Source organism: Pseudomonas sp. BF-R-24 (assembly GCF_019947335.1).
Classification (GTDB): Bacteria; Pseudomonadota; Gammaproteobacteria; order Pseudomonadales; family Pseudomonadaceae; genus Aquipseudomonas; species Aquipseudomonas jessenii.
In genome coordinates this window covers 13,747-34,294 of the sequence record NZ_JAGYGG010000011.1, presented here as the reverse complement: position 1 = coordinate 34,294, position 20,548 = coordinate 13,747, and the positions used below count along the sequence as shown (strand labels likewise).

Here is a 20,548-nt window from a genome sequence, read left to right as displayed (position 1 = left end):
GTGATGGCCGCTGCCCGCTCGTAGCGGGCGCGAAAGGCAACATCAATACATCCCGCTTTTAACGGGTGCAGAGGTAGGCCCTTGTAAGGATCAGGCCGAAGCAGTCACGGCTCTTCGGCTTTGAGTTCCTTTTCCATTTTTTGAAGTTCTTGCTGGAAAACCTGATCCTGAACGGTGGCGCGTTTACGCCAGGGTTTGCGTTCCGGTTCGGGTTGAGCGGCGTAAGTGGTGACTTCTCCGCCGTAAACTTCCTTGTAACGTTGTTCCTGGCGCTCTAGTTCCGCGCGCAGTTCGTCTTTCGTCACAGTGCTACCTGATTGAGTTGGGATAAATTCTGGTGAAAACGCGCTGCATCAAATCGTTTGATCACGTTCGTCGAGTGGGCAATGCCCGTCAAGGCATCGTTTTTGGCAACAACGTGATCAATACTTCCATGTCACAGGCGGCCACGACACCAGATATAAACAGCTGACGTAGCTTCAGTTTCCTGTTTCGGCAAGCGCGATGGCAAGGCTGTGCAGTGCGGATCTGGCGCTTGCAACGGGCAACGGCGATGGAACATCGCCTGGCCGGGCAGCGGGTTCGGCAAGTAAAAAACCGAAGCGCTACTGAATTGTATTATAGCGGCCGATTTGAAGAACACTATCTCCAAAGAGTTAAAAGTGAATCTTGGTGTGTGACCGTTTTGTTGCTCGAAACTTTGCGATTAACTAGAACGTCGACGGATACCGCATTGCTGCGATGCCTTTCTGACGCCATTAAATCAGGCAAGTTACGGTAATTGGATTGCCCCATTAAGTCCTGCGTCGAGTCGGCGCAAACATGGGGCGCAAGTCAGCGAAAACCGGACATCAGCGCATGTGATTTGCACGACGGATTGCGATTATCGGTCGAGTGTTCGATAATCGCACGGAGTTGGCGGGCCGGGCTTGAGCGCCAGGCTCGCCCTTTGTAATAGTCGCTGATCCGAATGGGTAAAAGGACCTTGTATGAACGATCAAATGCGCAATTCCTTCGCTTCAGTGGCTCCTCCCATCGTTGCCTCACCTGCCAAACGGATCCAGGCACTGACCGGCGACCCGGATTTCATGACGTCCCTGGCCCGTGGCCTGGCCGTGGTGCAAGCGTTTCAGGAGCGCAAACGGCACCTGACCATCGCCCAGATCAGTCACCGCACGGAAATTCCCCGCGCCGCCGTGCGTCGTTGCCTGCACACCTTGATCAAACTCGGCTACGCCACCACCGACGGCCGCACCTATTCGCTGCTGCCCAAAGTGCTGACCCTCGGCCATGCCTATGTGTCATCAACGCCGCTGGCGGTTTCCGCACAGCCTTACCTGGACCGCATGAGCGAGCAACTGCACGAGGCCTGCAACATGGCCACGCTGGAGGGTGATGACATTCTGTACATTGCGCGCTCCGCGACCACCCAGCGGCTGATTTCGGTGGACCTGTCGGTGGGCGGGCGCTTGCCGGCCTATTGCACCTCGATGGGGCGGATCCTGCTGGCCGCGCTGGATGACACCTCGCTGGGCGAATACCTCGACCACGCCGAATTGCAAGCCAAGACCAGCCGCACGATCCACACCCCCGAGGCGTTGCTCGAATGCCTGCAAGAGGTGCGACAGCAAGGCTGGTGCATCGTCGACCAGGAACTCGAGCAAGGGCTGCGTTCGATTGCCGTCCCGGTGTATGACGCTTCCGGGCAGGTGGTCGCGGCCCTCAATGTCAGCACTCACGCCGGGCGAGTCAGCCGCAATGAACTGGAACAGCGTTTCCTGCCCGGTTTGTTGAGCGCCAGCCGCGACCTCAGCGCCCAGTTGTTTGCCTAAGCCGTTCGATAAACGCACAGAGTCGCGTTTATCGAATTGACGCTGTTTCCTCCGGATCATTACTGTCGCGGCTTCGTCGGCATCTGCTGACATCGTTCGACCGCGATCCGTGGGATAAAAATAATGAACCAGCCTCAGTCTGCTGTAGGTAACTGCCTCGACGTGCAGTCCTTCATCAATGCCCAACCCATTTCGCGCTACCAGTGGCGCGTGGTGATCCTGTGTTTCCTGATTGTCTTCCTCGATGGCCTCGACACCGCGGCAATGGGCTTCATCGCCCCGGCCCTGTCCCAGGACTGGGGTATCGACCGAGCCAGTCTCGGCCCGGTGATGAGTGCGGCGTTGATCGGCATGGTCTTCGGCGCACTGGGCTCCGGCCCTCTGGCTGACCGCTTCGGGCGAAAAGTCGTACTGGTCGGCGCGGTGCTGTTGTTCGGTGCCTTCAGCCTGGCCTCGGCCTACAGCACCAATGTCGATCAGCTTTTGGTGTTGCGCTTCCTGACCGGCCTGGGTCTGGGCGCCGGCATGCCGAACGCCACCACGCTGCTGTCGGAATACACCCCGGAGCGCAAAAAGTCCCTGCTGGTGACCAGCATGTTCTGCGGCTTCAACCTCGGCATGGCTGGCGGCGGATTTATCTCGGCCAAGCTCATTCCGGCCTTTGGCTGGCACAGCCTGCTGCTGATCGGTGGAGTGCTGCCGCTGATCCTCGCCGTCGTTTTGCTGTTCTGGCTGCCGGAGTCGGCGCGTTACCTGGTGGTGCGCAACCGCGGTACGGACAAAGTACGCAAGGCACTGGCGCCGATTGACCCGACGGTGGTGGCCCAGGCGTCCAGTTTCAGTGTGCCGGAACAGAAAACCGTGAAGGCGCGCAATGTGTTCGCGGTGATCTTCTCCGGCACCTACAGCACCGGCACCTTGCTCTTGTGGCTGACCTACTTCATGGGTCTGGTGATCGTTTACCTGCTGACCAGTTGGCTGCCGACGCTGATGCGTGACAGTGGCGCGAGCATGGAGCAGGCCGCCTTCATCGGCGCGCTGTTCCAGTTTGGTGGCGTGCTGAGTGCGGTGGGCGTGGGCTGGGCAATGGACCGGTTCAATCCGCACAAGGTCATCGGCACTTTCTACCTGCTGGCCGGGGTGTTTGCCTACGCGGTAGGGCAGAGCCTGGGCAACATCGCGCTGTTGGCGACGCTGGTGCTGGTGGCCGGGATGTGTGTCAACGGTGCGCAATCGGCAATGCCGTCACTGGCTGCGCGGTTTTATCCGACTCAGGGGCGGGCCACCGGCGTGTCGTGGATGCTCGGGATCGGCCGCTTCGGCGCCATCCTCGGGGCGTGGATGGGCGCGACGCTGCTGGGCCTGGGCTGGAACTTCGAGCAAGTGCTGACGGCGCTGGTGATTCCGGCGGCGCTGGCGACGACGGCGGTGGTGATCAAGGGCATGGTCAGTCATGCGGATGCGACCTGAGGCCATCACTCGGGTTCTTTATTGCTGTTGCGGGCCTCTTCGCGAGCAAGCCCGCTCCCACAAGGATCACACCTATCCCTGTGGGAGCGGGCTTGCTCGCGAAGCTTTTGATCTGGATTGTTAGCCGAGCAACAATGTGTTCGATAATCGAACGCTCAGTCGATTATCGGATTGTTTGGCCTTTTTCAGAAGCTTAACCTTCAGTCATTCCGGCGCTGCGCATCGGCGCCTTCTTCCACTGTCGGTTAACAATAAACGGGAGCCTGCCCCAATGGCTGAAATCCTTTCGCTGCACGACGCGGTGAAGCAATTCGTAAACGACGGTGATACGGTCGCGCTCGAAGGCTTTACTCACCTGATCCCGACGGCCGCCGGTCACGAAATCATTCGTCAGGGCAAGAAAGACCTGACCCTGGTGCGGATGACCCCTGACTTGATCTACGACCAGTTGATCGGTGCCGGTTGTGCCCGCAAACTGATTTTCTCCTGGGGCGGCAACCCGGGTGTCGGCTCACTGCATCGCCTGCGTGACGCTGTGGAGAAACAGTGGCCCCACGCGCTGGAAATCGAAGAACACAGCCACGCCGACCTGGCCAACGCCTACGTCGCCGGGGCATCCGGTCTGCCGTTCGCGGTGCTGCGTGCCTACGCCGGTTCCGATTTGCCGAAGGTCAACCCGCTGATCAAATCGGTTACCTGTCCGTTCACTGGCGAAGTGTTGGCCGCCGTGCCTTCGGTGCGTCCGGATATCACGGTGATTCACGCGCAGAAAGCCGACCGCAAGGGCAACGTGCTGCTGTGGGGCATCCTCGGCGTGCAGAAAGAAGCTGCGCTGGCGGCCAAGCGCTGCATCGTCACCGTTGAGGAAATCGTCGACGACCTCAATGCGCCGATGAACTCCTGTGTGCTGCCAACCTGGGCCTTGAGCGCGGTTTGCCACGTACCTGGCGGCGCGCATCCGTCCTACGCCCACGGTTACAACGAACGCGACAACCGCTTCTACCAGGCCTGGGACCCGATTGCCCGCGACCGTGAAACCTTCACCGCGTGGATCAACGAATACATCCACGGCAGCGCTGACTTCAGCGAGTTCCAGGCCAAACTGGCCGCCGCTTCGGAGGCGAAGTAATGACTTACACCACCAATGAAATGATGACCGTTGCCGCTGCCCGTCGCCTGAAGAACGGCTCGGTGTGCTTCGTGGGCATCGGCCTGCCGTCGAAAGCGGCCAACCTGGCGCGCCTGACTTCCTCGCCTGATGTGGTGCTGATCTACGAATCGGGCCCGATCGGTGCCAAGCCAAGTGTATTGCCACTGTCGATTGGCGACGGTGAGCTGGCGGAAACCGCCGACACCGTGGTGCCGACCGGCGAGATTTTCCGTTACTGGCTGCAGGGCGGGCGCATTGACGTCGGTTTCCTCGGCGCGGCGCAGGTCGACCGTTTCGGCAACATCAACACCACCGTCGTGGGTGATTACCACGCGCCGAAAGTCCGTCTGCCGGGTGCAGGTGGCGCGCCGGAGATTGCCGGTTCCGCCAAGAGCGTGTTGATCATCCTCAAGCAGTCGTCGCGCTCCTTTGTCGACAAACTCGACTTCATTACCTCGGTCGGCCACGGCGAGGGCGGCGATTCGCGCAAGCGTCTCGGTCTGCCAGGCGCCGGACCGGTGGGGATCATCACCGATCTGTGCATCATGGAGCCGGAAGCCGGTACCCATGAGTTCGTGGTCACTGCACTACACCCGGGTGTGACCCGCGAGCAAGTGGTTGCTGCCACCGGTTGGGCGATTCGCTTTGCTGACCAGGTTGAGCAAACCGCCGAGCCGACTGAAGTCGAATTGACCGCGCTGCGCGACCTCGAAGCCCGTACCGCTGCCGCACACGGCCAAGCCCCCGGAGAAGCGTGATGCGTGACGTTTATATCTGCGACGCGATTCGTACCCCCATCGGCCGTTTCGGCGGTGGCCTGTCGACGGTGCGTGCCGACGACCTGGCTGCCGTGCCGATCAAGGCCTTGATGGAGCGCAACCCGTCGGTGGACTGGAACGCGGTGGACGAGGTGTTCCTCGGCTGCGCCAACCAGGCCGGTGAAGACAACCGCAACGTTGCGCGTATGGCACTGTTGCTGGCCGGCCTGCCGGAAACCATTCCCGGCGTGACCCTCAATCGCCTTTGCGCTTCGGGCATGGATGCCATCGGCACCGCGTTCCGCGCCATCGCCAGCGGCGAGATGGAGCTGGCGATTGCCGGCGGCGTCGAGTCGATGTCCCGTGCGCCGTTCGTGATGGGCAAGGCCGATGCCGCTTTTTCGCGCAACATGAAGCTCGAAGACACCACCATCGGCTGGCGCTTCATCAACCCGTTGATGAAGGCCCAGTACGGCGTGGATGCGATGCCGCAGACCGCTGACAACGTGGCCGACGATTACAAGGTGTCCCGCGCCGACCAGGACGCGTTCGCCCTGCGCAGTCAACAACGCACGGCCGCCGCACAAGCCGCCGGGTTCTTCGCCGAAGAAATCGTTGAAGTGCGCATAGCCCACAAGAAGGGTGAAACCGTGGTCAGCCAGGACGAGCATCCTCGCGCCGACACCACCCTGGAAGCTCTGACCAAACTCAAACCGGTCAACGGCCCCGACAAGACCGTCACCGCCGGCAATGCCTCGGGTGTAAACGACGGCGCCGCCGCGTTGATCCTGGCTTCGGCCGAAGCGGTGAAGAAACACGGCCTGACTGCCCGTGCCAAAGTGCTGGGCATGGCCAGCGCCGGTGTTGCCCCGCGGGTGATGGGCATTGGCCCGGTGCCGGCGGTGCGTAAACTGATCGAGCGCCTCGGTGTGGCGGTCAGCGATTTCGACGTGATCGAGCTCAACGAAGCCTTCGCCAGCCAAGGCCTGGCGGTGCTGCGTGAACTGGGGATCGCGGACGACGCGGCCCAGGTCAACCCGAACGGTGGCGCGATTGCCTTGGGGCACCCGTTGGGCATGAGCGGCGCGCGGCTGGTGTTGACCGCATTGCATCAGCTGGAAAAAACCGGTGGCAAGAAAGGTCTGGCGACCATGTGCGTCGGTGTCGGTCAGGGTCTGGCCCTGGCGATCGAGCGCGTCTGACGCGCTCTGAAGACTTATACGAACTGAGGAATGTTTCATGACTGACAAGCCTGGTTACCGTCGCCCGCAGGAAGGCACCCAGCCGGAGTACCTGCACCCGACCTATCAATCCACCAACCTGCGCTCGCCGTCCAAGCCGTTGGTGTTCCTGCCGCATTCGCTGTCGGAAATCACCGGTCCTACCGTCGGCGCCGAGCGCATCAACGAGAAGGATAACGACCTGACCGCCCAGCACGAGGGGCAGCCTCAGGGGGAGCGCATCATCATCCACGGCCGTGTGCTGGATGAAAACGGTCTGCCGGTGCCGGGGATTCTGGTGGAGATCTGGCAGGCCAACGCCGCCGGTCGCTACGCCCATGCCCGCGACCTGCACGACGCACCGCTGGACCCGAACTTCACCGGCACCGGCCGCACCGTGACCGACGCCGATGGCTGGTACCAGTTCCAGACCATCAAGCCCGGCGCCTATCCATGGGGTAACCACCACAACGCCTGGCGCCCGGCGCACATCCATTTCTCGCTGTTCGGGCCGAGCATCCTGACGCGCCTGGTGACGCAGATGTATTTCCCGGGCGACCCGCTGCTGGCGTACGACCCGATCTACAACTGCGTGCCTGATACCAGCGCCAAAGAGCGTTTGATCGCCACGTTCGATCTGGAAAAAACCATCCCTTCCTATGCCCTCGGTTATCGCTGGGACATCGTTTTGCGCGGCCGCGACGCCACGCCGATGGAGAAATAAGATGACGCTGACTGCGACCACGTCCCACACCGTCGGGCCGTACTACCACATCGGCCTGACCTGGCTGAACCGCGAAAACCTGACCGTCGAACAAACCCTGGGCGAGCGCGTAGCGATCACCGGGCAAGTGGTCGACGGCAATGGCGACATCGTCAACGACGCGATGCTGGAAGTCTGGCAGGCCAACGCCGCCGGCAAGTATGACCACCCCGAAGACGACCAGGACAAACCCCTGGACCCGAACTTCGAAGGCTTTGGCCGGGTGCCGGTAGATGCCGAAGGACGCTTTCGCTTTACCACCATCAAGCCCGGTTCGGTCGAGGGTCTCAAAGGCACGACCCAGGCACCGCACCTTGTCGTTCTGGTGTTTGCCCGTGGTTTGGTGAAGCACCTGCTGACGCGGATCTACTTTGAAGGCGAGGCGGCCAACGTCAACGATCCGTTGCTGGAGTGCGTGCCGGCCGAGCGCCGCAGTACCTTGCTGGCCAAGAAGGATGCGTCGGGTGTTTATCAGTGGAATGTGATTCTGCAGGGTACCGATGCCGAGACGGTGTTCTTCGACTATTAAGTGAACACTGCAAAAAAACTGTGGGAGCGGGCTTGCTCGCGAAAGCGGTGTATCAGACAACATTGATATCGACTGATACGACGCCTTCGCGAGCAAGCCCGCTCCCACAGGGATGTGTGTTCGCTGAAACATCTGCGGAACGGGAGTGTTGCAAAGTGTGTCTAGACTCTCACTGTCCCCATTGAGTGAAAAAACAATGACAACACCCACAGCGCCTATAGCTCTTTATACGGGCGAAGAACGCAGCAAGCGGATCTTCGCCATTGTCGGTGCCTCGTCCGGCAACCTGGTTGAATGGTTCGACTTCTACGTCTACGCCTTCTGTGCGATCTATTTCGCACCGGCCTTTTTCCCGTCCGATAACCCCACCGTGCAGCTGGTCAATACCGCTGGCGTGTTCGCCGCCGGGTTCTTGATGCGGCCGATTGGTGGCTGGATTTTCGGGCGCTTGGCGGACAAGCACGGGCGCAAGAATTCGATGTTGATCTCGATTCTGATGATGTGCTTCGGCTCGCTGCTTATCGCCTGCCTGCCGACCTACAGCAGCATTGGGGTCTGGGCGCCGATCCTGTTGCTGTTCGCCCGTTTGCTGCAAGGCTTGTCGGTGGGCGGTGAGTACGGCACTACCGCAACCTACATGAGTGAAGTGGCGCTCAAGGGCCAGCGCGGTTTCTTCGCCTCGTTCCAGTACGTGACCCTGATTGGCGGCCAATTGCTCGCGGTGTCGCTGGTGGTGGTCCTGCAACAGTTCCTCACCGAAGATGACCTGCGTGCCTACGGCTGGCGGATACCCTTCGTAGTGGGTGCCATGGCGGCGCTGGTTTCGCTGTATCTGCGTCGTTCGCTCAAGGAAACCACCAGCAAGGCAATGCGCGAAAACAAGGACGCCGGCAGCATCAGCGCCCTGTTTCGCGACCATAAAACCGCGTTCATCACCGTACTCGGTTACACCGCCGGTGGTTCGCTGATCTTCTACACCTTCACCACGTACATGCAGAAGTACCTGGTGAACACCGCCGGCATGCCGGCCAAGACCGCCAGCTACATCATGACCGGCGCGCTGTTCCTCTATATGTGCATGCAGCCGATTTTCGGCATGCTCGCCGACAAGATCGGCCGGCGTAACTCGATGCTCTGGTTCGGCGCCCTCGGCACGCTGTGCACTGTGCCGATCCTGTTGAGCCTGAAAAGCGTGACAAGTCCGTTTCTGGCCTTCGTGTTGATTACCCTGGCGCTGGCGATCGTCAGTTTCTACACCTCCATCAGTGGCCTGGTGAAAGCCGAGATGTTCCCGCCCGAGGTGCGTGCATTGGGTGTCGGCCTGGCGTATGCGGTGGCGAATGCGATTTTCGGTGGTTCGGCGGAGTATGTGGCCTTGAGCCTCAAGGCCGTGGGCATGGAAAACTCCTTCTACTGGTACGTGACGGTGATGATGGCGATAGCGTTCCTGTTCAGCCTGCGTCTGCCGAAACAGGCGAAGTATCTGCATCACGACCTTTGATCTTCACGCGCGGACCGCAGGCCCGCGCCTCCAGGAATTGTTTATGAACCAGCGACCGGGCAATCAATTGTTCGATGCCTATTTCACGGCCCGCGATATGCGTGAGGTGTTCTGCGATCAGGGTCGGATCCAGGCCATGCTCGATTTCGAAGCGGCATTGGCCCGGGCCGAAGCACGGGTCGGGATGATTCCGTCGAGTGCTGTCGCGCCGATTGAAGCAGCTTGCCGTGCCGGGCTTTATGATTTTGCGATGTTGGGCGAGGCCATTGCCACGGCGGGTAACTCGGCGATTCCGTTGGTCAAGGCGCTGGGCAAGCAGATCGCGGCCACCGATACCGAAGCCGAGCGCTATGTGCATCTGGGCGCGACCAGCCAGGACGTGATGGACAGCGGCCTGGTGCTGCAACTGCGCCGGGCGCTGGAACTGATCGAGAGCGACCTGACACAACTGGGGCAGACACTCGCGTCCCAGGCCCAGCGCTACGCGACCACGCCATTGGCCGGACGCACCTGGCTGCAGCATGCGACACCGGTCACCCTCGGCATGAAGGTCGCCGGCTGGCTGGGGGCGGTGACCCGCAGTCGCCAACGCTTGGCCGAACTCAAGCCGCGTCTGCTGGTGCTGCAATTCGGCGGTGCGTCCGGAACCCTTGCGGCCCTTGGCGAACAGGCCATGCCGATTGCCCAAGCGCTGGCCGAAGAACTGCAACTGACCTTGCCCGATCAGCCGTGGCACACCCAGCGCGATCGCGTGGTGGAGTTCGGCGCTGCGCTCGGCCTGATCGCCGGCAGTCTCGGCAAACTCGGGCGTGATATCAGCCTGTTGATGCAAACCGAGGCCGCCGAAGCGTTCGAGCCTTCGGCGCCGGGCAAGGGCGGTTCCTCGACCATGCCGCACAAACGCAATCCGGTGGGCGCGGCGGTGTTGATCGGCGCGGCGACTCGCGTACCCGGTTTGCTCTCGACGCTGTTCAGCGCCATGCCCCAGGAGCACGAGCGCAGCCTCGGTCTGTGGCATGCCGAGTGGGAAACCCTGCCGGAAATCTGCTGCCTGGTGTCGGGCAGCCTGCATCAAGCATTGTTGATCGCCCAAGGGCTGGAAGTGGATGCCGAGCGCATGGCGCGCAATCTCGATTTGACCCAGGGCCTGGTGCTCGCCGAAGCGGTGAGCATCGTCCTCGCGCAGCGGGTTGGGCGCGATACCGCGCATCATCTGTTGGAGCAATGCTGCAAACGCGCCGTGGCCGAACAACGTCACCTGCGTGCGGTCCTCGGCGACGAACCACAAGTGACCGCCGAACTGTCGGCGGCTGAGCTCGATCATCTGCTGGACCCTGCCCATTACCTCGGCCAGGCCAAAACCTGGGTCGAGAGGGCGGTGGCTGAACATTCTGCATTGACTGCCTGAAGGAGACTTGCTGTGGCTTTTGTACAACTCGCCGAGGGCGAACTGCATTACCAACTCGATGGACCGGTCGATGCGCCGGTGCTGGTGCTGTCCAACTCCCTGGGCACGGACCTGCACATGTGGGATGCGCAAATCCCGGCATTCTCCGAGCATTTTCGCGTGCTGCGTTTCGACACCCGCGGCCATGGCCAGTCATTGGTAACGCCGGGGTCTTACAGCATCGAGCAACTGGGCCGCGACGTGCTCGTATTGCTGGATGCCTTGCACATCGAACGCGCGCATTTCTGCGGTTTGTCCATGGGCGGGCTGATCGGCCAGTGGCTGGGGATCAACGCCGGCGATCGACTGAACAAGCTGATCGTGTGCAACACCGCAGCGAAAATCGGCGATCCGTCGGTGTGGAACCCGCGCATTGAAATGGTGCTGCGCGATGGTCAGGCGGCCATGGTTGCCCTGCGCGATGCGTCGATTGCCCGCTGGTTCACCCCGGATTTTTCCGAAGCCAACCCGGCGGCGGCCAAGCAGATTACCGACATGCTGGCGGCGACTTCGCCAGAAGGTTACGCGGCCAATTGCGCAGCTGTGCGCGATGCCGATTTCCGCGATCAGTTGTCCTCGATCAAGGCGCCGCTGCTGGTGATCACCGGCACTGAGGATGCGGTCACGCCGCCGTCGGGTGGGCACTTCATTCAGGAACATGTACCGGGCGCCGAGTACGCCGAGTTCTACGCTGCGCACTTGTCCAACGTGCAGGCTGGCGCTGATTTCAGCGAATGTGTTCTGGCCTTTCTGAAGGCTCGTTGAGGGATATTCCGTGGACGAGAAACAACGTTACGACGAAGGCATGAAAGTCCGTCGCGCGGTACTGGGCGATGCTCACGTCGACCGCAGCCTGACCACCCTGACCGAGTTCAACTCGGAGTTTCAGGAGATGATCACTCGCCACGCCTGGGGCGACATCTGGACCCGCGAGGGTCTGCCACGCCATACCCGCAGCCTGATCACCATCGCCATGCTGATCGGCATGAACCGCGAGGGCGAACTCAAACTGCACCTGCGCGCCGCCGCCAACAATGGCGTGAGCCGTAGCGAGATCAAGGAAGTGATCATGCAGAGCGCGATCTATTGCGGCATCCCGGCAGCCAATGCGACGTTCCACCTGGCCGAGTCGGTGTGGGATGAGTTGGGGGTTGAGTCGCGGGAGTAAGCGGTAACGGAGAACAACCTGTGGGAGCGAGCTTGCTCGCGATAGCGTCGGCACATTCACTATTGATGTCGCCTGATACACCGCCATCGCGAGCAAGCTCGCTCCCACATTTGTTTTGTGTTTACAACAGGCTGATCGGGTAGCTAATGATCAGGCGGTTCTCATCGAACTCGTTGTTGCTGTAGTCGCGGCGCATGGTCGAGTTGCGCCATTTCAGGTTCAGGTCCTTCAGCGCACCGCTTTGCACGGTGTAGCCCAGTTCGCTTTCACGTCCCCATTCCTTGCCGTCGGTGATGGTGCCGGTGTGCACATTGTCACCGCTGATGTAACGGTTCATCAGGGTCAGGCCCGGAACGCCCAGGGCGGCGAAGTTGTAGTCGTGGCGTACTTGCCAGGATTTCTCCCGGGCATTGTCGTAACTGGAGTTGTAGCTGTCGTTGGCCAGGGTACCGCCGCTGGTACCGTTGACCCGCATCCAGGCGTTGTCGCCGGTGAGTTTTTGCAGGCCGACGTAGAAGGTGTTGCCGCCGTATTTTGCCGAGAACAAGCCGTACATCGTTTTGTTGTCCAACTCGCCGGCCCGGGCACTGCCGTCATCCTTGCCGTAGAAGAAACCCAGGTTGGCGCCCAGGGTCCAGTCACCCAATGGCTGGCTGTGGGTCAGGTTGATGAACTGCTGGCTGTAGATGTCCTTGAGTTCGGCGTTCCACAGGCCGATCTGGGTGCGCTTTTCGTTGAACAGGTATTCGCCGCCCTGAAAGTTGAAACGGTCCGAGGTGAACGCCGCTTTGCCGGTCATCGACATGTCGTCCATGCTGCTGTCATCGCGGGGGCTGTTCTGCCGGAACTGGCCGCCGTAGAGCGTCAGGCCATTGATCTCCTTCGACGTGATCTGACCGCCCCGGAAGGTTTGCGGCAACGAACGACCGTCGTCCGAACGCAGGATTGGCAACACCGGCATCCACTCGCCGACTTTCACTTCGGTCTGCGACAGCTTGGCCTTGAACGCGACATTGGTGCGCCCGAAGTTATCCGCCGGGCGACCGTCATGATCCAGCGGCAGCAGTTGCGTACCGCCTGTGCCTTTACCGCCGTCGAGCTTCACCGAATACAGACCGAGCACATCCATGCCGAACCCGACGGTGCCCTGGGTGAAGCCGGACTTGGCGTCGAGGATGAAACTTTGCGTCCACTCTTCAGCCTTGCCTTGGGCCTTGGTCGGGTTGGTGAAGTTGCGATTTATGTAGAAGTTGCGCAGGTTCAGGTTGACCTTGGCCCCTTCGACAAAACCCGACTCTTCGGCGTGGGCGGGCAGGGCCGCGCTGGCCAGAGTCATGGCAATCAGGCTGGGAACGAAGTACTGCGCGGGAGAAGGCGTCATGGGCTCGGGTCTCTCTAATTCTTTGGGATGAAGCGGGGTCATGCCGCAACCCTGGGTTGCAGACGAATATTCGAAATCAGCACGAACGAAGCGGATCAGCCGGAGAGGGCAGGGCGCGGGGGCATGGTGTCGAACCTGTTGTTATTGGTTTTGTGGTTCGGATGGTGCGTGGAATGTACTGGATGGTTCAATTGTTAAAAGCAGGTTTTGGGCGATTATCGAACGCAACATGTCGCTGGATTTTGTGTGGCCTGTGCGGGCCTCATCGCGAGCAAGCTCGCTCCCACAGGTGGCCGGGTTTGGCAAAAATCTTATGCACGCTGTAAGTCCACTGTGGGAGCGAGCTTGCTCGCGATGGGGCCATCACTGAGAACACACCTTTTCCCGCAGCCAACAAAAAGCCCACCAATCGGTGGGCTTCTCGTTTTTACAGCGCTATCAGAAATACTTCATCTTCGGCGCTTCTTCTTTCAACGGCTCGTTCTTCGCCGTCTGTTCGTTCCAGCCACCACCCAGGGCCTTGTACAGGTTGACCTGGCTGACCAGCTGCGCCAGTCGGTCGGTGATCAGCACCTGTTGCGCGCTGAACAGCTGACGCTGGGCATCGAGGAAAGTCAGGTTGCTGTCGACACCGATGCGGTAGCGACGCTCGGCCAGGCGGTAGTAGTCCTGGTTGGCACTGACGAAATCTTTCTGTGCCTGCAACTGCTGGACGTAGGTCTGGCGGGCAGCCAGGCCGTCGGCGACTTCCTGGAAGGCCGTTTGAATGGACTTCTCGTAGTTCGCCACGCCGATGTCTTTCTGGATTTTCGAGTAATCCAGGCTGGCGCTCAGGGCGCCGGCGTTGAAGATCGGCAGGTTGATCTGCGGTTGGAACAACCAGGTGCCCGAACCACCCTTGAACAGACCGGACAGGTCCGGGCTCAGGGTGCCGGCATTGGCCGTGAGGCTGATGCTCGGGAAGAACGCAGCCCGCGCCGCGCCGATGTTGGCATTGGCGGCCTTCAGGTTGTACTCGGCCTGAAGGATGTCCGGACGACGATGCAGCAGGTCCGACGGCAGGCCGGGTGGAACGTCGCTCAGCAGGTCGTCGTCAAGTGGTTTGGCCGCTTGCAGGTTGGCCGGGACACCGGTGCCGAGCAGCAGCACCAGGCTGTTCTCGTCCTGGGCGACCTGACGGGTGTACTTGGCCAGTTGCGCACGGGCGTTTTCCACCGAGGTGCGCGACTGTGCCAGGTCCAGGGCCGAGGCGACGCCGACTTCGTTGCTGCGGGCGGTGAGCTTGTAGCTCTCCTCGAAGGCGGCGAGGGTGTCCTGGGTCAGCTTGTACAGTTCCTTGTCGGCCTGCCAGGTCAGGTAGGCATTGGCCACGCTGGCCACCAGGCTGATCTGCGTGCTGCGGCGACCCTCTTCAGTGGCGAAGTACTTCTGCAACGCTTCTTCGTTCAGGCTGCGAACCCGACCGAACAGGTCGAGTTCATAGGCGCTGACGCCAACTGTTGCCGAGTAGGAACTGGTGATGCCGGCTTCGCCGGTCTGGGAAGCATCAGCCGGAAGCCGCTGACGGCTGCCGCTGCCATTGGCCGAGACGGCCGGGAACAGATCGGCACGGGAGATGCGGTATTGAGCCGCGAACGCGTCGATGTTCAGGGCCGCGACACGCAGGTCACGGTTGTTTTCCAGGGCAACCTGGATCAGCTGTTGCAGCGCCGGGTCATGGAAAAACTGCTTCCAGCCCTGCTCGGCAGCCGCTTGCGCCGGTGCCTGGGCCGGCGAGTACGCCGGGCCCTGCGGGTACTGGCCCGCCACCGGCGCTTCGGGCTGCTGATAGTCAGGTATCAGCGAGCAGCCACCGAGCACGAAGGCGGCGACTGCCAGGGAGAGTAGCGACTTGCTCATTAGCCAGCCTCTTTAGAAGTTTCAATAGCGTCATCCTGGTCGGCGATTTTGCGCTGGCCAATGGACGACACGGTGACGAAGAACAGCGGGACCCAGAAGATCGCCAGCACAGTGGCCGTGATCATACCGCCGATTACGCCGGTACCGATTGCATGCTGGCTACCGGAGCCCGCACCGGTGGATATCGCCAGTGGTACCACACCGAGGACGAAGGCGAGCGAGGTCATGATGATCGGTCGCAGACGCATGCGGCAGGCTTCGATCGCTGCATCGCGCAGGCTACGCCCTTGTTCGTGCAATTCCTTTGCAAATTCGACAATCAGAATGGCGTTTTTCGCCGCCAGACCGATAGTCGTCAACAAACCTACCTGGAAGTACACGTCGTTGGACAAACCACGCAGGCTGGTGGCCATCAGCGCACCGATGATCCCCAGCGGTACAACCAACATCACCGCGATCGGAATCGACCAGCTTTCATACAACGCCGCCAGACACAGGAACACCATCAGCAGCGACAGGGCGTACAGCGCTGGTGCTTGCGAACCGGACAGACGCTCTTCGTACGACAGGCCGGTCCAGGAAATACCGACACCCGCCGGCAGTTTCTTGGCAATGGCCTCGACTTCGAGCATGGCTTCACCGGTGGAATAGCCTGGCGCCGGGGCACCGAGGATTTCCATCGCTTCCACGCCGTTGTAACGGGCCAGTTTCGGCGAACCGTAAATCCACTCGCCCTTGGCGAACGCCGAGAACGGAACCATGTTGCCGGTACTGTTGCGCACGTACCACTTCTGCAGGTCTTCAGGGCCCATTCGAGCGCCTGGCTGGCCTTGCACGTACACCTTCTTCACCCGGCCACGGTCGATGAAGTCGTTGACGTAGCTACTGCCCAGGGCAATCGACAGGGTGTTGTTGATGTCGGCGATGGTAATGCCCAGGGCACTGGCCTTCTCGTCATCGATTTCCAGCTGGTATTGCGGTTCGTCGTTCAGGCCGTTCGGACGCACCTGAGACAGAATCTTGCTTTGTGCGGCCATGCCGAGGAACTGGTTGCGCGCTTCCATCAGTTTTTCGTGGCCGATACCGGCACGGTCCTGAAGGAACACGTCGAAACCGGTGGCGTTACCCAGTTCCAGTACCGCCGGTGGCGCGAAGGCGAACACCATGGCATCGCGGAAGGTGAAGAAGTGCTGCTGGGCACGGGCCGCCACCTTGAACACATTGTTGTCGGCGTTACGTTCGTCCCACGGTCTGAGCATGATGAACGCCATACCCGAACTCTGGCCACGGCCGGCGAAGTTGAAGCCGGTCACGGTAAACACCGAGTTCACCGCATCGCCTTCGCCGCCATCCTTGCCAGGGCGCAGCAGGAATTCACGCATTTCGTCCACGACCACCTGGGTGCGCTGGGACGTCGAACCGGCCGGGGTCTGCACCTGGGCGAACAGTACACCCTGGTCTTCTTCCGGCAGGAACGCCGTTGGAATGCGGGTGAACAGCCAGATCATGCCAACCACGATCAGCAGGTACGCCAGCAGATACGGGATCTTGCGCTGCAGGATATTGCCGACACCGCGCTCGTAGCTGCGAACGCCACGGTCGAAATTGCGGTTGAACCAGCCAAAGAAACCACGCTTGGGTACGCCGTGCTCGCCTTTGGGAATCGGCTTGAGCATGGTGGCGCAAAGCGCCGGGGTGAAGATCAGCGCGACCAGCACCGACAGGGCCATGGCCGAGACGATGGTGATCGAGAACTGCTTGTAGATCACACCGGTGGAACCGCTGAAGAACGCCATCGGCAGCAGAACCGCCGACAACACCAGGGCGATACCGACCAGCGCACCCTGGATCTGGCCCATGGACTTCTTGGTGGCTTCCTTGGGTGACAGGCCTTCTTCGCTCATCACCCGTTCGACGTTTTCCACCACGACGATGGCGTCGTCCACCAGCAAGCCGATGGCCAGCACCATGCCGAACATGGTCAGGGTGTTGATGCTGAAACCGGCAGCCGCGAGGATGCCGAATGTACCGAGCAATACCACCGGCACGGTCATCGTGGTGATGATGGTGGCGCGGAAGTTCTGCAGGAACAGGAACATCACCAGGAACACCAGCGCGACCGCTTCGACCAGGGTGTGAACCACGCCCTTGATCGATTCGGTTACTACCGGAGTGGTGTCATACGGAAACACCACTTCCATCCCTTGCGGGAAGAACGGCTTGAGACTGTCGATGGTCGCGCGCAGGGCCTTGGCGGTATCGAGCGCGTTGGCACCGGTGGCCAGTTTCACGGCCAGGCCGGAAGCCGGGGCACCGTTGAACTGGGCGTTGATGCTGTAGTTCTCACCCCCCAGGCCGACTTCGGCAACATCCCTCAAGCGAACCTGGGAACCGTCCTTGTTGACCTTGAGCAGGATCTTTTCGAACTCTTCCGCGGTCTGCAGGCGGGTCTTGCCGATGATGGTCGCGTTCAACTGGGTGCCGGGCAGGGCAGGCAGGCCGCCGAGCTGGCCGGACGACACCTGGACGTTTTGCGCGGCGATAGCGGTCTTGACGTCGATCGGGGTCAGGTTGAAGTTGTTCAACTTGGCCGGGTCGAGCCAGATTCGCATGGCGTACTGGGAACCGAACACCTGGAAGTCGCCGACACCGGCGGTCCGCGAGATCGGGTCCTGCATGTTCGACACGATGTAGTTGGACAGGTCGTCCTTGGTCATGCTGCCGTCACGCGACACCACGCCGATCACCAACAGGAAGTTCTTCACCGCCTTGGTGACGCGGATACCTTGCTGTTGCACTTCTTGCGGCAGCAGCGGGGTGGCCAGGTTCAGCTTGTTCTGGACCTGGACCTGCGCGGTGTCGGAGTTGGTGCCTTGTTCGAAGGTCGCGGTAATGGTCATGGTGCCGTCGGAGTTACTTTCCGACGAGACATAACGCAGGTTGTCGATACCGTTGAGCTGTTGCTCGATCACCTGAACCACGGTGTCCTGAACCGTTTGTGCCGAAGCACCCGGGTAGGCCACGGAGATGGCGATCGCTGGAGGCGCAATGCTCGGGTACTGGTTGATCGGCAGTCTGAGGATCGATAGTGCCCCGACCAACATGATCACCAGGGCAATTACCCAGGCGAAAATCGGACGGTCGATAAAAAATTTCGACATGGTTTACTCCCCTTTGCCGCCAGAGGCTTTATCAGCTACCTGGGCGGGGGCCGGGTTCTTTACGGCTACGTTGGTCGCTTCACTGGCCTTGACTTCGATGCCAGGTTTGACGAATTGCAGACCTTCGGTGATCAGGCGATCGCCGGCCTTCAGGCCGTCTTCGATCAGCCATTGATTGCCGACGGTGCGGTTGGCCTTGAGTTGACGCAGTTCGACCTTGTTGTCCGGGCCGACAACCAGTGCGGTCGGCGTACCCTTGAGGTCGCGGGTCACGCCTTGCTGCGGGGCCAGGATCGCCGCGCTGTTCACACCGGCCAGCAACTTGGCGTGCACGAACATGCCAGGCAGAAGGGTGTGGTCAGGGTTCGGGAAAATGGCGCGCAGGGTGACGGAACCGGTGGTCTGGTCAACCGAGATTTCGGAGAACTCCAGCTTGCCGTCCAGCTTGTACTCGCTGCCGTCTTCGAGGGTCAGCTTGACCGAGGCTGCGTTATCGCCAGCCTTTTGCAGGCGACCGCTTTCCAGCTCACGGCGCAGTTGCAGCAGCTCGACCGAGGACTGCGTCACGTCGACGTAGATCGGGTCGATTTGCTGGATCACCGCCATCGCATCGGCCTGGGCATTGCTGACCAGCGCGCCTTCGGTCACCGAGGAACGGCCGATGCGGCCGGTCAGCGGGGCGTTGACCTTGGTGTAGCGCACATTGATCTGCGCGGTTTGCAACGCGGCTTCCGATTGCAGGCGGTTGGCCACGGCGGTGTCGTATTCCTGACGGCTTACGGCTTGTTCGTTGACCAGTTGCTGGTAGCGGTCGGAAATCGACTTGGTCGAGCGCAGGTTGGCTTCAGCGCTTTTCAGCGTCGCTTCATAGACCGACGGATCGATCTGGTACAGCTGCTGGCCAGCCTTGACGTCGCTGCCTTCCTTGAACAGGCGCTTGAGAATGATGCCGTTGACCTGCGGGCGGACTTCGGCAATGCGGAACGCACTGGTACGGCCGGGCAGATCGGATGTCAGGGTGAAAGCTTGAGGTTGCAGAGTCACGACGCCGACCTGAGGCGGTGGGGCGGCCGGTGCTGCCTCTTCCTTTTTGCATCCGCTGAGCAGCGATGCCAGGGCGACGGCGGCGACCAGAGCGGTAACAGCTGGCTTGAATTGCATGAAAATCCTCGGGTCAGGCACGCAAGGTGCGCACTAGAAAGGTGGAAGGTTGAAAAATGTTTGCCGAGTGGATAAGTAGCTTGCTAAGGAATATACTTACGTACATGGCTGTTTGTAAATACCCAGGCTGCGTATCAACGCCGTTACACAAGCCGCTACACAAGCCGCTACACAAGCCGTTGAAAGGTTGGAATTGTAGGCCGGGGACGAACCCCCAGAACGTTCGCCCCACTTTTATTCAGCTGATGTTCAGGCACCGCTGAAGCACCCTGATTGAGGTTGTACTGCCATGGTCCGTCGTACCAAAGAGGAAGCTCAGGAAACCCGCGCGCAAATTCTCGTGGCGGCCGAAAAGGCCTTTTTCGAGCGAGGCGTGGCACGCACGACCCTGGCGGACATCGCGACCCTGGCCGGCGTCACTCGAGGGGCCATCTACTGGCATTTCAGCAACAAGGCGGATCTGGTGCAGGCCATGCTCGACACTCTGCATGAGCCGCTGGAAGAAATGGCCAAGGCCAGCGAGAGCGAAGACGAACTCGATCCTCTGGGCTGCATGCGAAAGTTGCTGATTCATTTGTTTCATCAAATTGCGCTGGACCCGAAAACCCGACGCATCAATGAGATTCTTTTTCATAAGTGCGAATTCACCGATGAAATGTGCGACCTGCGCCAACAACGGGTGTCAGCCAGCCTCGAATGCAATGTGCGGATCGGCCTGGCCCTGAGTAATGCAGTGAATCGCGGTCAGTTGCCGGAAAACCTCGACACCGCCCGCGCGGCGATCAGCTTGCATGCTTATATTGATGGCATCCTGTACCAGTGGCTGCTGGCCCCCGACAGTTTTGAATTGCACGCCGAAGCCGAGCGTTGGGTCGATACCGGGCTGGATCTGTTGCGCTTTAGCCCCAGCCTGCGCAAATAAAGCAAAATGCGTAATCGGCGCCTTGTGTGTCAACCGTTGAAGCCGCAGATGAACAGTTCTTCACGCGCCCTTCGACAATGGGGTGCTTTTATATACTTACGTTCGGCAGGTTGACAGGTAGCAAACTCAGTAATTTGTAGGGAATTTGTGTCGAGTGCCGTGAGCACCTGCCAATAATCGGGGATG

Annotated in this window: 17 protein-coding genes; 12 read left to right on the top strand and 5 right to left on the bottom strand. The window is 60.6% G+C overall.

Features of this window, described 5'->3' with window-relative positions; all coding sequences use genetic code 11:
• Positions 1 to 104 precede the first annotated feature (104 nt).
• On the bottom strand, positions 105 to 305 hold the full coding sequence (locus KGA98_RS11260) for a hypothetical protein (RefSeq protein ID WP_007986337.1): 201 nt from the start codon (positions 303 to 305) through the stop codon (positions 105 to 107).
• A 684-nt stretch (positions 306 to 989) separates the two neighbouring features.
• Between KGA98_RS11260 and pcaR the strand changes: the two genes are divergently transcribed.
• From pcaR to pcaC, 11 genes are all read left to right on the top strand, one after another.
• Complete coding sequence (gene pcaR, locus KGA98_RS11255; RefSeq protein WP_057716093.1) at positions 990 to 1,832, top strand: pca regulon transcriptional regulator PcaR; 843 nt, start codon at positions 990 to 992, stop codon at positions 1,830 to 1,832.
• Positions 1,833 to 1,955: 123 nt separating this feature from the next.
• Entirely contained in the window at positions 1,956 to 3,302 is a 1,347-nt protein-coding gene (locus tag KGA98_RS11250; protein ID WP_057716092.1) for an MFS transporter, read from the top strand.
• Positions 3,303 to 3,573: 271 nt separating this feature from the next.
• Positions 3,574 to 4,431, top strand: coding sequence for a CoA transferase subunit A (locus KGA98_RS11245; RefSeq protein ID WP_008054173.1), 858 nt, complete (start codon positions 3,574 to 3,576; stop codon positions 4,429 to 4,431).
• Complete coding sequence (locus tag KGA98_RS11240) at positions 4,431 to 5,210, top strand: CoA-transferase subunit beta (RefSeq protein WP_102672185.1); 780 nt, start codon at positions 4,431 to 4,433, stop codon at positions 5,208 to 5,210. Before KGA98_RS11245 ends, KGA98_RS11240 begins: the two co-directional genes overlap by 1 nt.
• Positions 5,207 to 6,412, top strand: a complete 1,206-nt coding sequence (pcaF, locus tag KGA98_RS11235; RefSeq protein WP_174245503.1) for a 3-oxoadipyl-CoA thiolase — start codon at positions 5,207 to 5,209, stop codon at positions 6,410 to 6,412. The genes KGA98_RS11240 and pcaF overlap by 4 nt, the downstream gene beginning before the upstream one ends.
• A gap of 37 nt (positions 6,413 to 6,449) precedes the next feature.
• Positions 6,450 to 7,154 (top strand): protocatechuate 3,4-dioxygenase subunit beta, encoded by a 705-nt coding sequence (gene pcaH, locus KGA98_RS11230; protein WP_057716089.1) that lies wholly within the window; start codon positions 6,450 to 6,452, stop codon positions 7,152 to 7,154.
• 1 nt (position 7,155) lies between these two features.
• On the top strand, positions 7,156 to 7,722 hold the full coding sequence (gene pcaG, locus KGA98_RS11225) for a protocatechuate 3,4-dioxygenase subunit alpha (protein WP_223502358.1): 567 nt from the start codon (positions 7,156 to 7,158) through the stop codon (positions 7,720 to 7,722).
• Positions 7,723 to 7,918: 196 nt separating this feature from the next.
• Positions 7,919 to 9,223: an MFS family transporter gene (locus KGA98_RS11215; protein ID WP_090453557.1), complete on the top strand. Its 1,305-nt coding sequence runs from the start codon at positions 7,919 to 7,921 to the stop codon at positions 9,221 to 9,223.
• Between the two features lie 43 nt (positions 9,224 to 9,266).
• The gene (locus KGA98_RS11210; RefSeq protein WP_223502357.1) at positions 9,267 to 10,631 is read left to right on the top strand and encodes a 3-carboxy-cis,cis-muconate cycloisomerase; all 1,365 of its coding nucleotides are present in this window, start codon (positions 9,267 to 9,269) and stop codon (positions 10,629 to 10,631) included.
• 12 nt (positions 10,632 to 10,643) lie between these two features.
• A complete protein-coding gene (gene pcaD / locus KGA98_RS11205) occupies positions 10,644 to 11,435 on the top strand; it encodes a 3-oxoadipate enol-lactonase (RefSeq protein WP_223502356.1) in 792 nt (263 codons plus the stop codon).
• Between the two features lie 10 nt (positions 11,436 to 11,445).
• Positions 11,446 to 11,838 carry a 4-carboxymuconolactone decarboxylase gene (gene pcaC, locus KGA98_RS11200; RefSeq protein WP_223502355.1) on the top strand — a complete coding sequence of 131 codons (393 nt, stop codon included), beginning with the start codon at positions 11,446 to 11,448 and terminating at the stop codon, positions 11,836 to 11,838.
• 121 nt (positions 11,839 to 11,959) lie between these two features.
• On the opposite strand, the gene KGA98_RS11195 is transcribed toward pcaC, so the two are convergent.
• The 4 genes from KGA98_RS11195 to emhA form a co-directional block, all read right to left on the bottom strand.
• Positions 11,960 to 13,219: an OprD family porin gene (locus KGA98_RS11195; RefSeq protein ID WP_223502354.1), complete on the bottom strand. Its 1,260-nt coding sequence runs from the start codon at positions 13,217 to 13,219 to the stop codon at positions 11,960 to 11,962.
• A gap of 438 nt (positions 13,220 to 13,657) precedes the next feature.
• On the bottom strand, positions 13,658 to 15,118 hold the full coding sequence (gene emhC, locus KGA98_RS11190; RefSeq protein ID WP_090453567.1) for an efflux RND transporter outer membrane subunit EmhC: 1,461 nt from the start codon (positions 15,116 to 15,118) through the stop codon (positions 13,658 to 13,660).
• Positions 15,118 to 18,279 (bottom strand): efflux RND transporter permease subunit EmhB, encoded by a 3,162-nt coding sequence (gene emhB, locus KGA98_RS11185; RefSeq protein WP_057716082.1) that lies wholly within the window; start codon positions 18,277 to 18,279, stop codon positions 15,118 to 15,120. The genes emhC and emhB overlap by 1 nt, the downstream gene beginning before the upstream one ends.
• A gap of 3 nt (positions 18,280 to 18,282) precedes the next feature.
• The gene (gene emhA / locus KGA98_RS11180; RefSeq protein WP_223502353.1) at positions 18,283 to 19,440 is read right to left on the bottom strand and encodes an efflux RND transporter periplasmic adaptor subunit EmhA; all 1,158 of its coding nucleotides are present in this window, start codon (positions 19,438 to 19,440) and stop codon (positions 18,283 to 18,285) included.
• Between the two features lie 289 nt (positions 19,441 to 19,729).
• On the opposite strand from emhA, the gene emhR reads away from it, so the two are divergent.
• Positions 19,730 to 20,362: an efflux system transcriptional repressor EmhR gene (gene emhR, locus KGA98_RS11175; RefSeq protein WP_102672174.1), complete on the top strand. Its 633-nt coding sequence runs from the start codon at positions 19,730 to 19,732 to the stop codon at positions 20,360 to 20,362.
• The last annotated feature ends 186 nt before the right edge of the window (positions 20,363 to 20,548 follow it).

What these genes read in the sequence shown, in the direction of transcription:
- emhB (WP_057716082.1), bottom strand. Translation starts at nt 18,279, where the DNA reads ATGTCGAAATTTTTTATCGACCGTCCGATTTTCGCCTGGGTAATTGCC.
- KGA98_RS11250 (WP_057716092.1), top strand. Translation starts at nt 1,956, where the DNA reads ATGAACCAGCCTCAGTCTGCTGTAGGTAACTGCCTCGACGTGCAGTCC.
- KGA98_RS11195 (WP_223502354.1), bottom strand. Translation starts at nt 13,219, where the DNA reads ATGACGCCTTCTCCCGCGCAGTACTTCGTTCCCAGCCTGATTGCCATG.
- KGA98_RS11240 (WP_102672185.1), top strand. Translation starts at nt 4,431, where the DNA reads ATGACTTACACCACCAATGAAATGATGACCGTTGCCGCTGCCCGTCGC.
- KGA98_RS11215 (WP_090453557.1), top strand. Translation starts at nt 7,919, where the DNA reads ATGACAACACCCACAGCGCCTATAGCTCTTTATACGGGCGAAGAACGC.
- pcaG (WP_223502358.1), top strand. Translation starts at nt 7,156, where the DNA reads ATGACGCTGACTGCGACCACGTCCCACACCGTCGGGCCGTACTACCAC.
- emhA (WP_223502353.1), bottom strand. Translation starts at nt 19,440, where the DNA reads ATGCAATTCAAGCCAGCTGTTACCGCTCTGGTCGCCGCCGTCGCCCTG.
- emhR (WP_102672174.1), top strand. Translation starts at nt 19,730, where the DNA reads ATGGTCCGTCGTACCAAAGAGGAAGCTCAGGAAACCCGCGCGCAAATT.
- KGA98_RS11245 (WP_008054173.1), top strand. Translation starts at nt 3,574, where the DNA reads ATGGCTGAAATCCTTTCGCTGCACGACGCGGTGAAGCAATTCGTAAAC.
- pcaR (WP_057716093.1), top strand. Translation starts at nt 990, where the DNA reads ATGAACGATCAAATGCGCAATTCCTTCGCTTCAGTGGCTCCTCCCATC.
- KGA98_RS11210 (WP_223502357.1), top strand. Translation starts at nt 9,267, where the DNA reads ATGAACCAGCGACCGGGCAATCAATTGTTCGATGCCTATTTCACGGCC.
- emhC (WP_090453567.1), bottom strand. Translation starts at nt 15,118, where the DNA reads ATGAGCAAGTCGCTACTCTCCCTGGCAGTCGCCGCCTTCGTGCTCGGT.
- pcaH (WP_057716089.1), top strand. Translation starts at nt 6,450, where the DNA reads ATGACTGACAAGCCTGGTTACCGTCGCCCGCAGGAAGGCACCCAGCCG.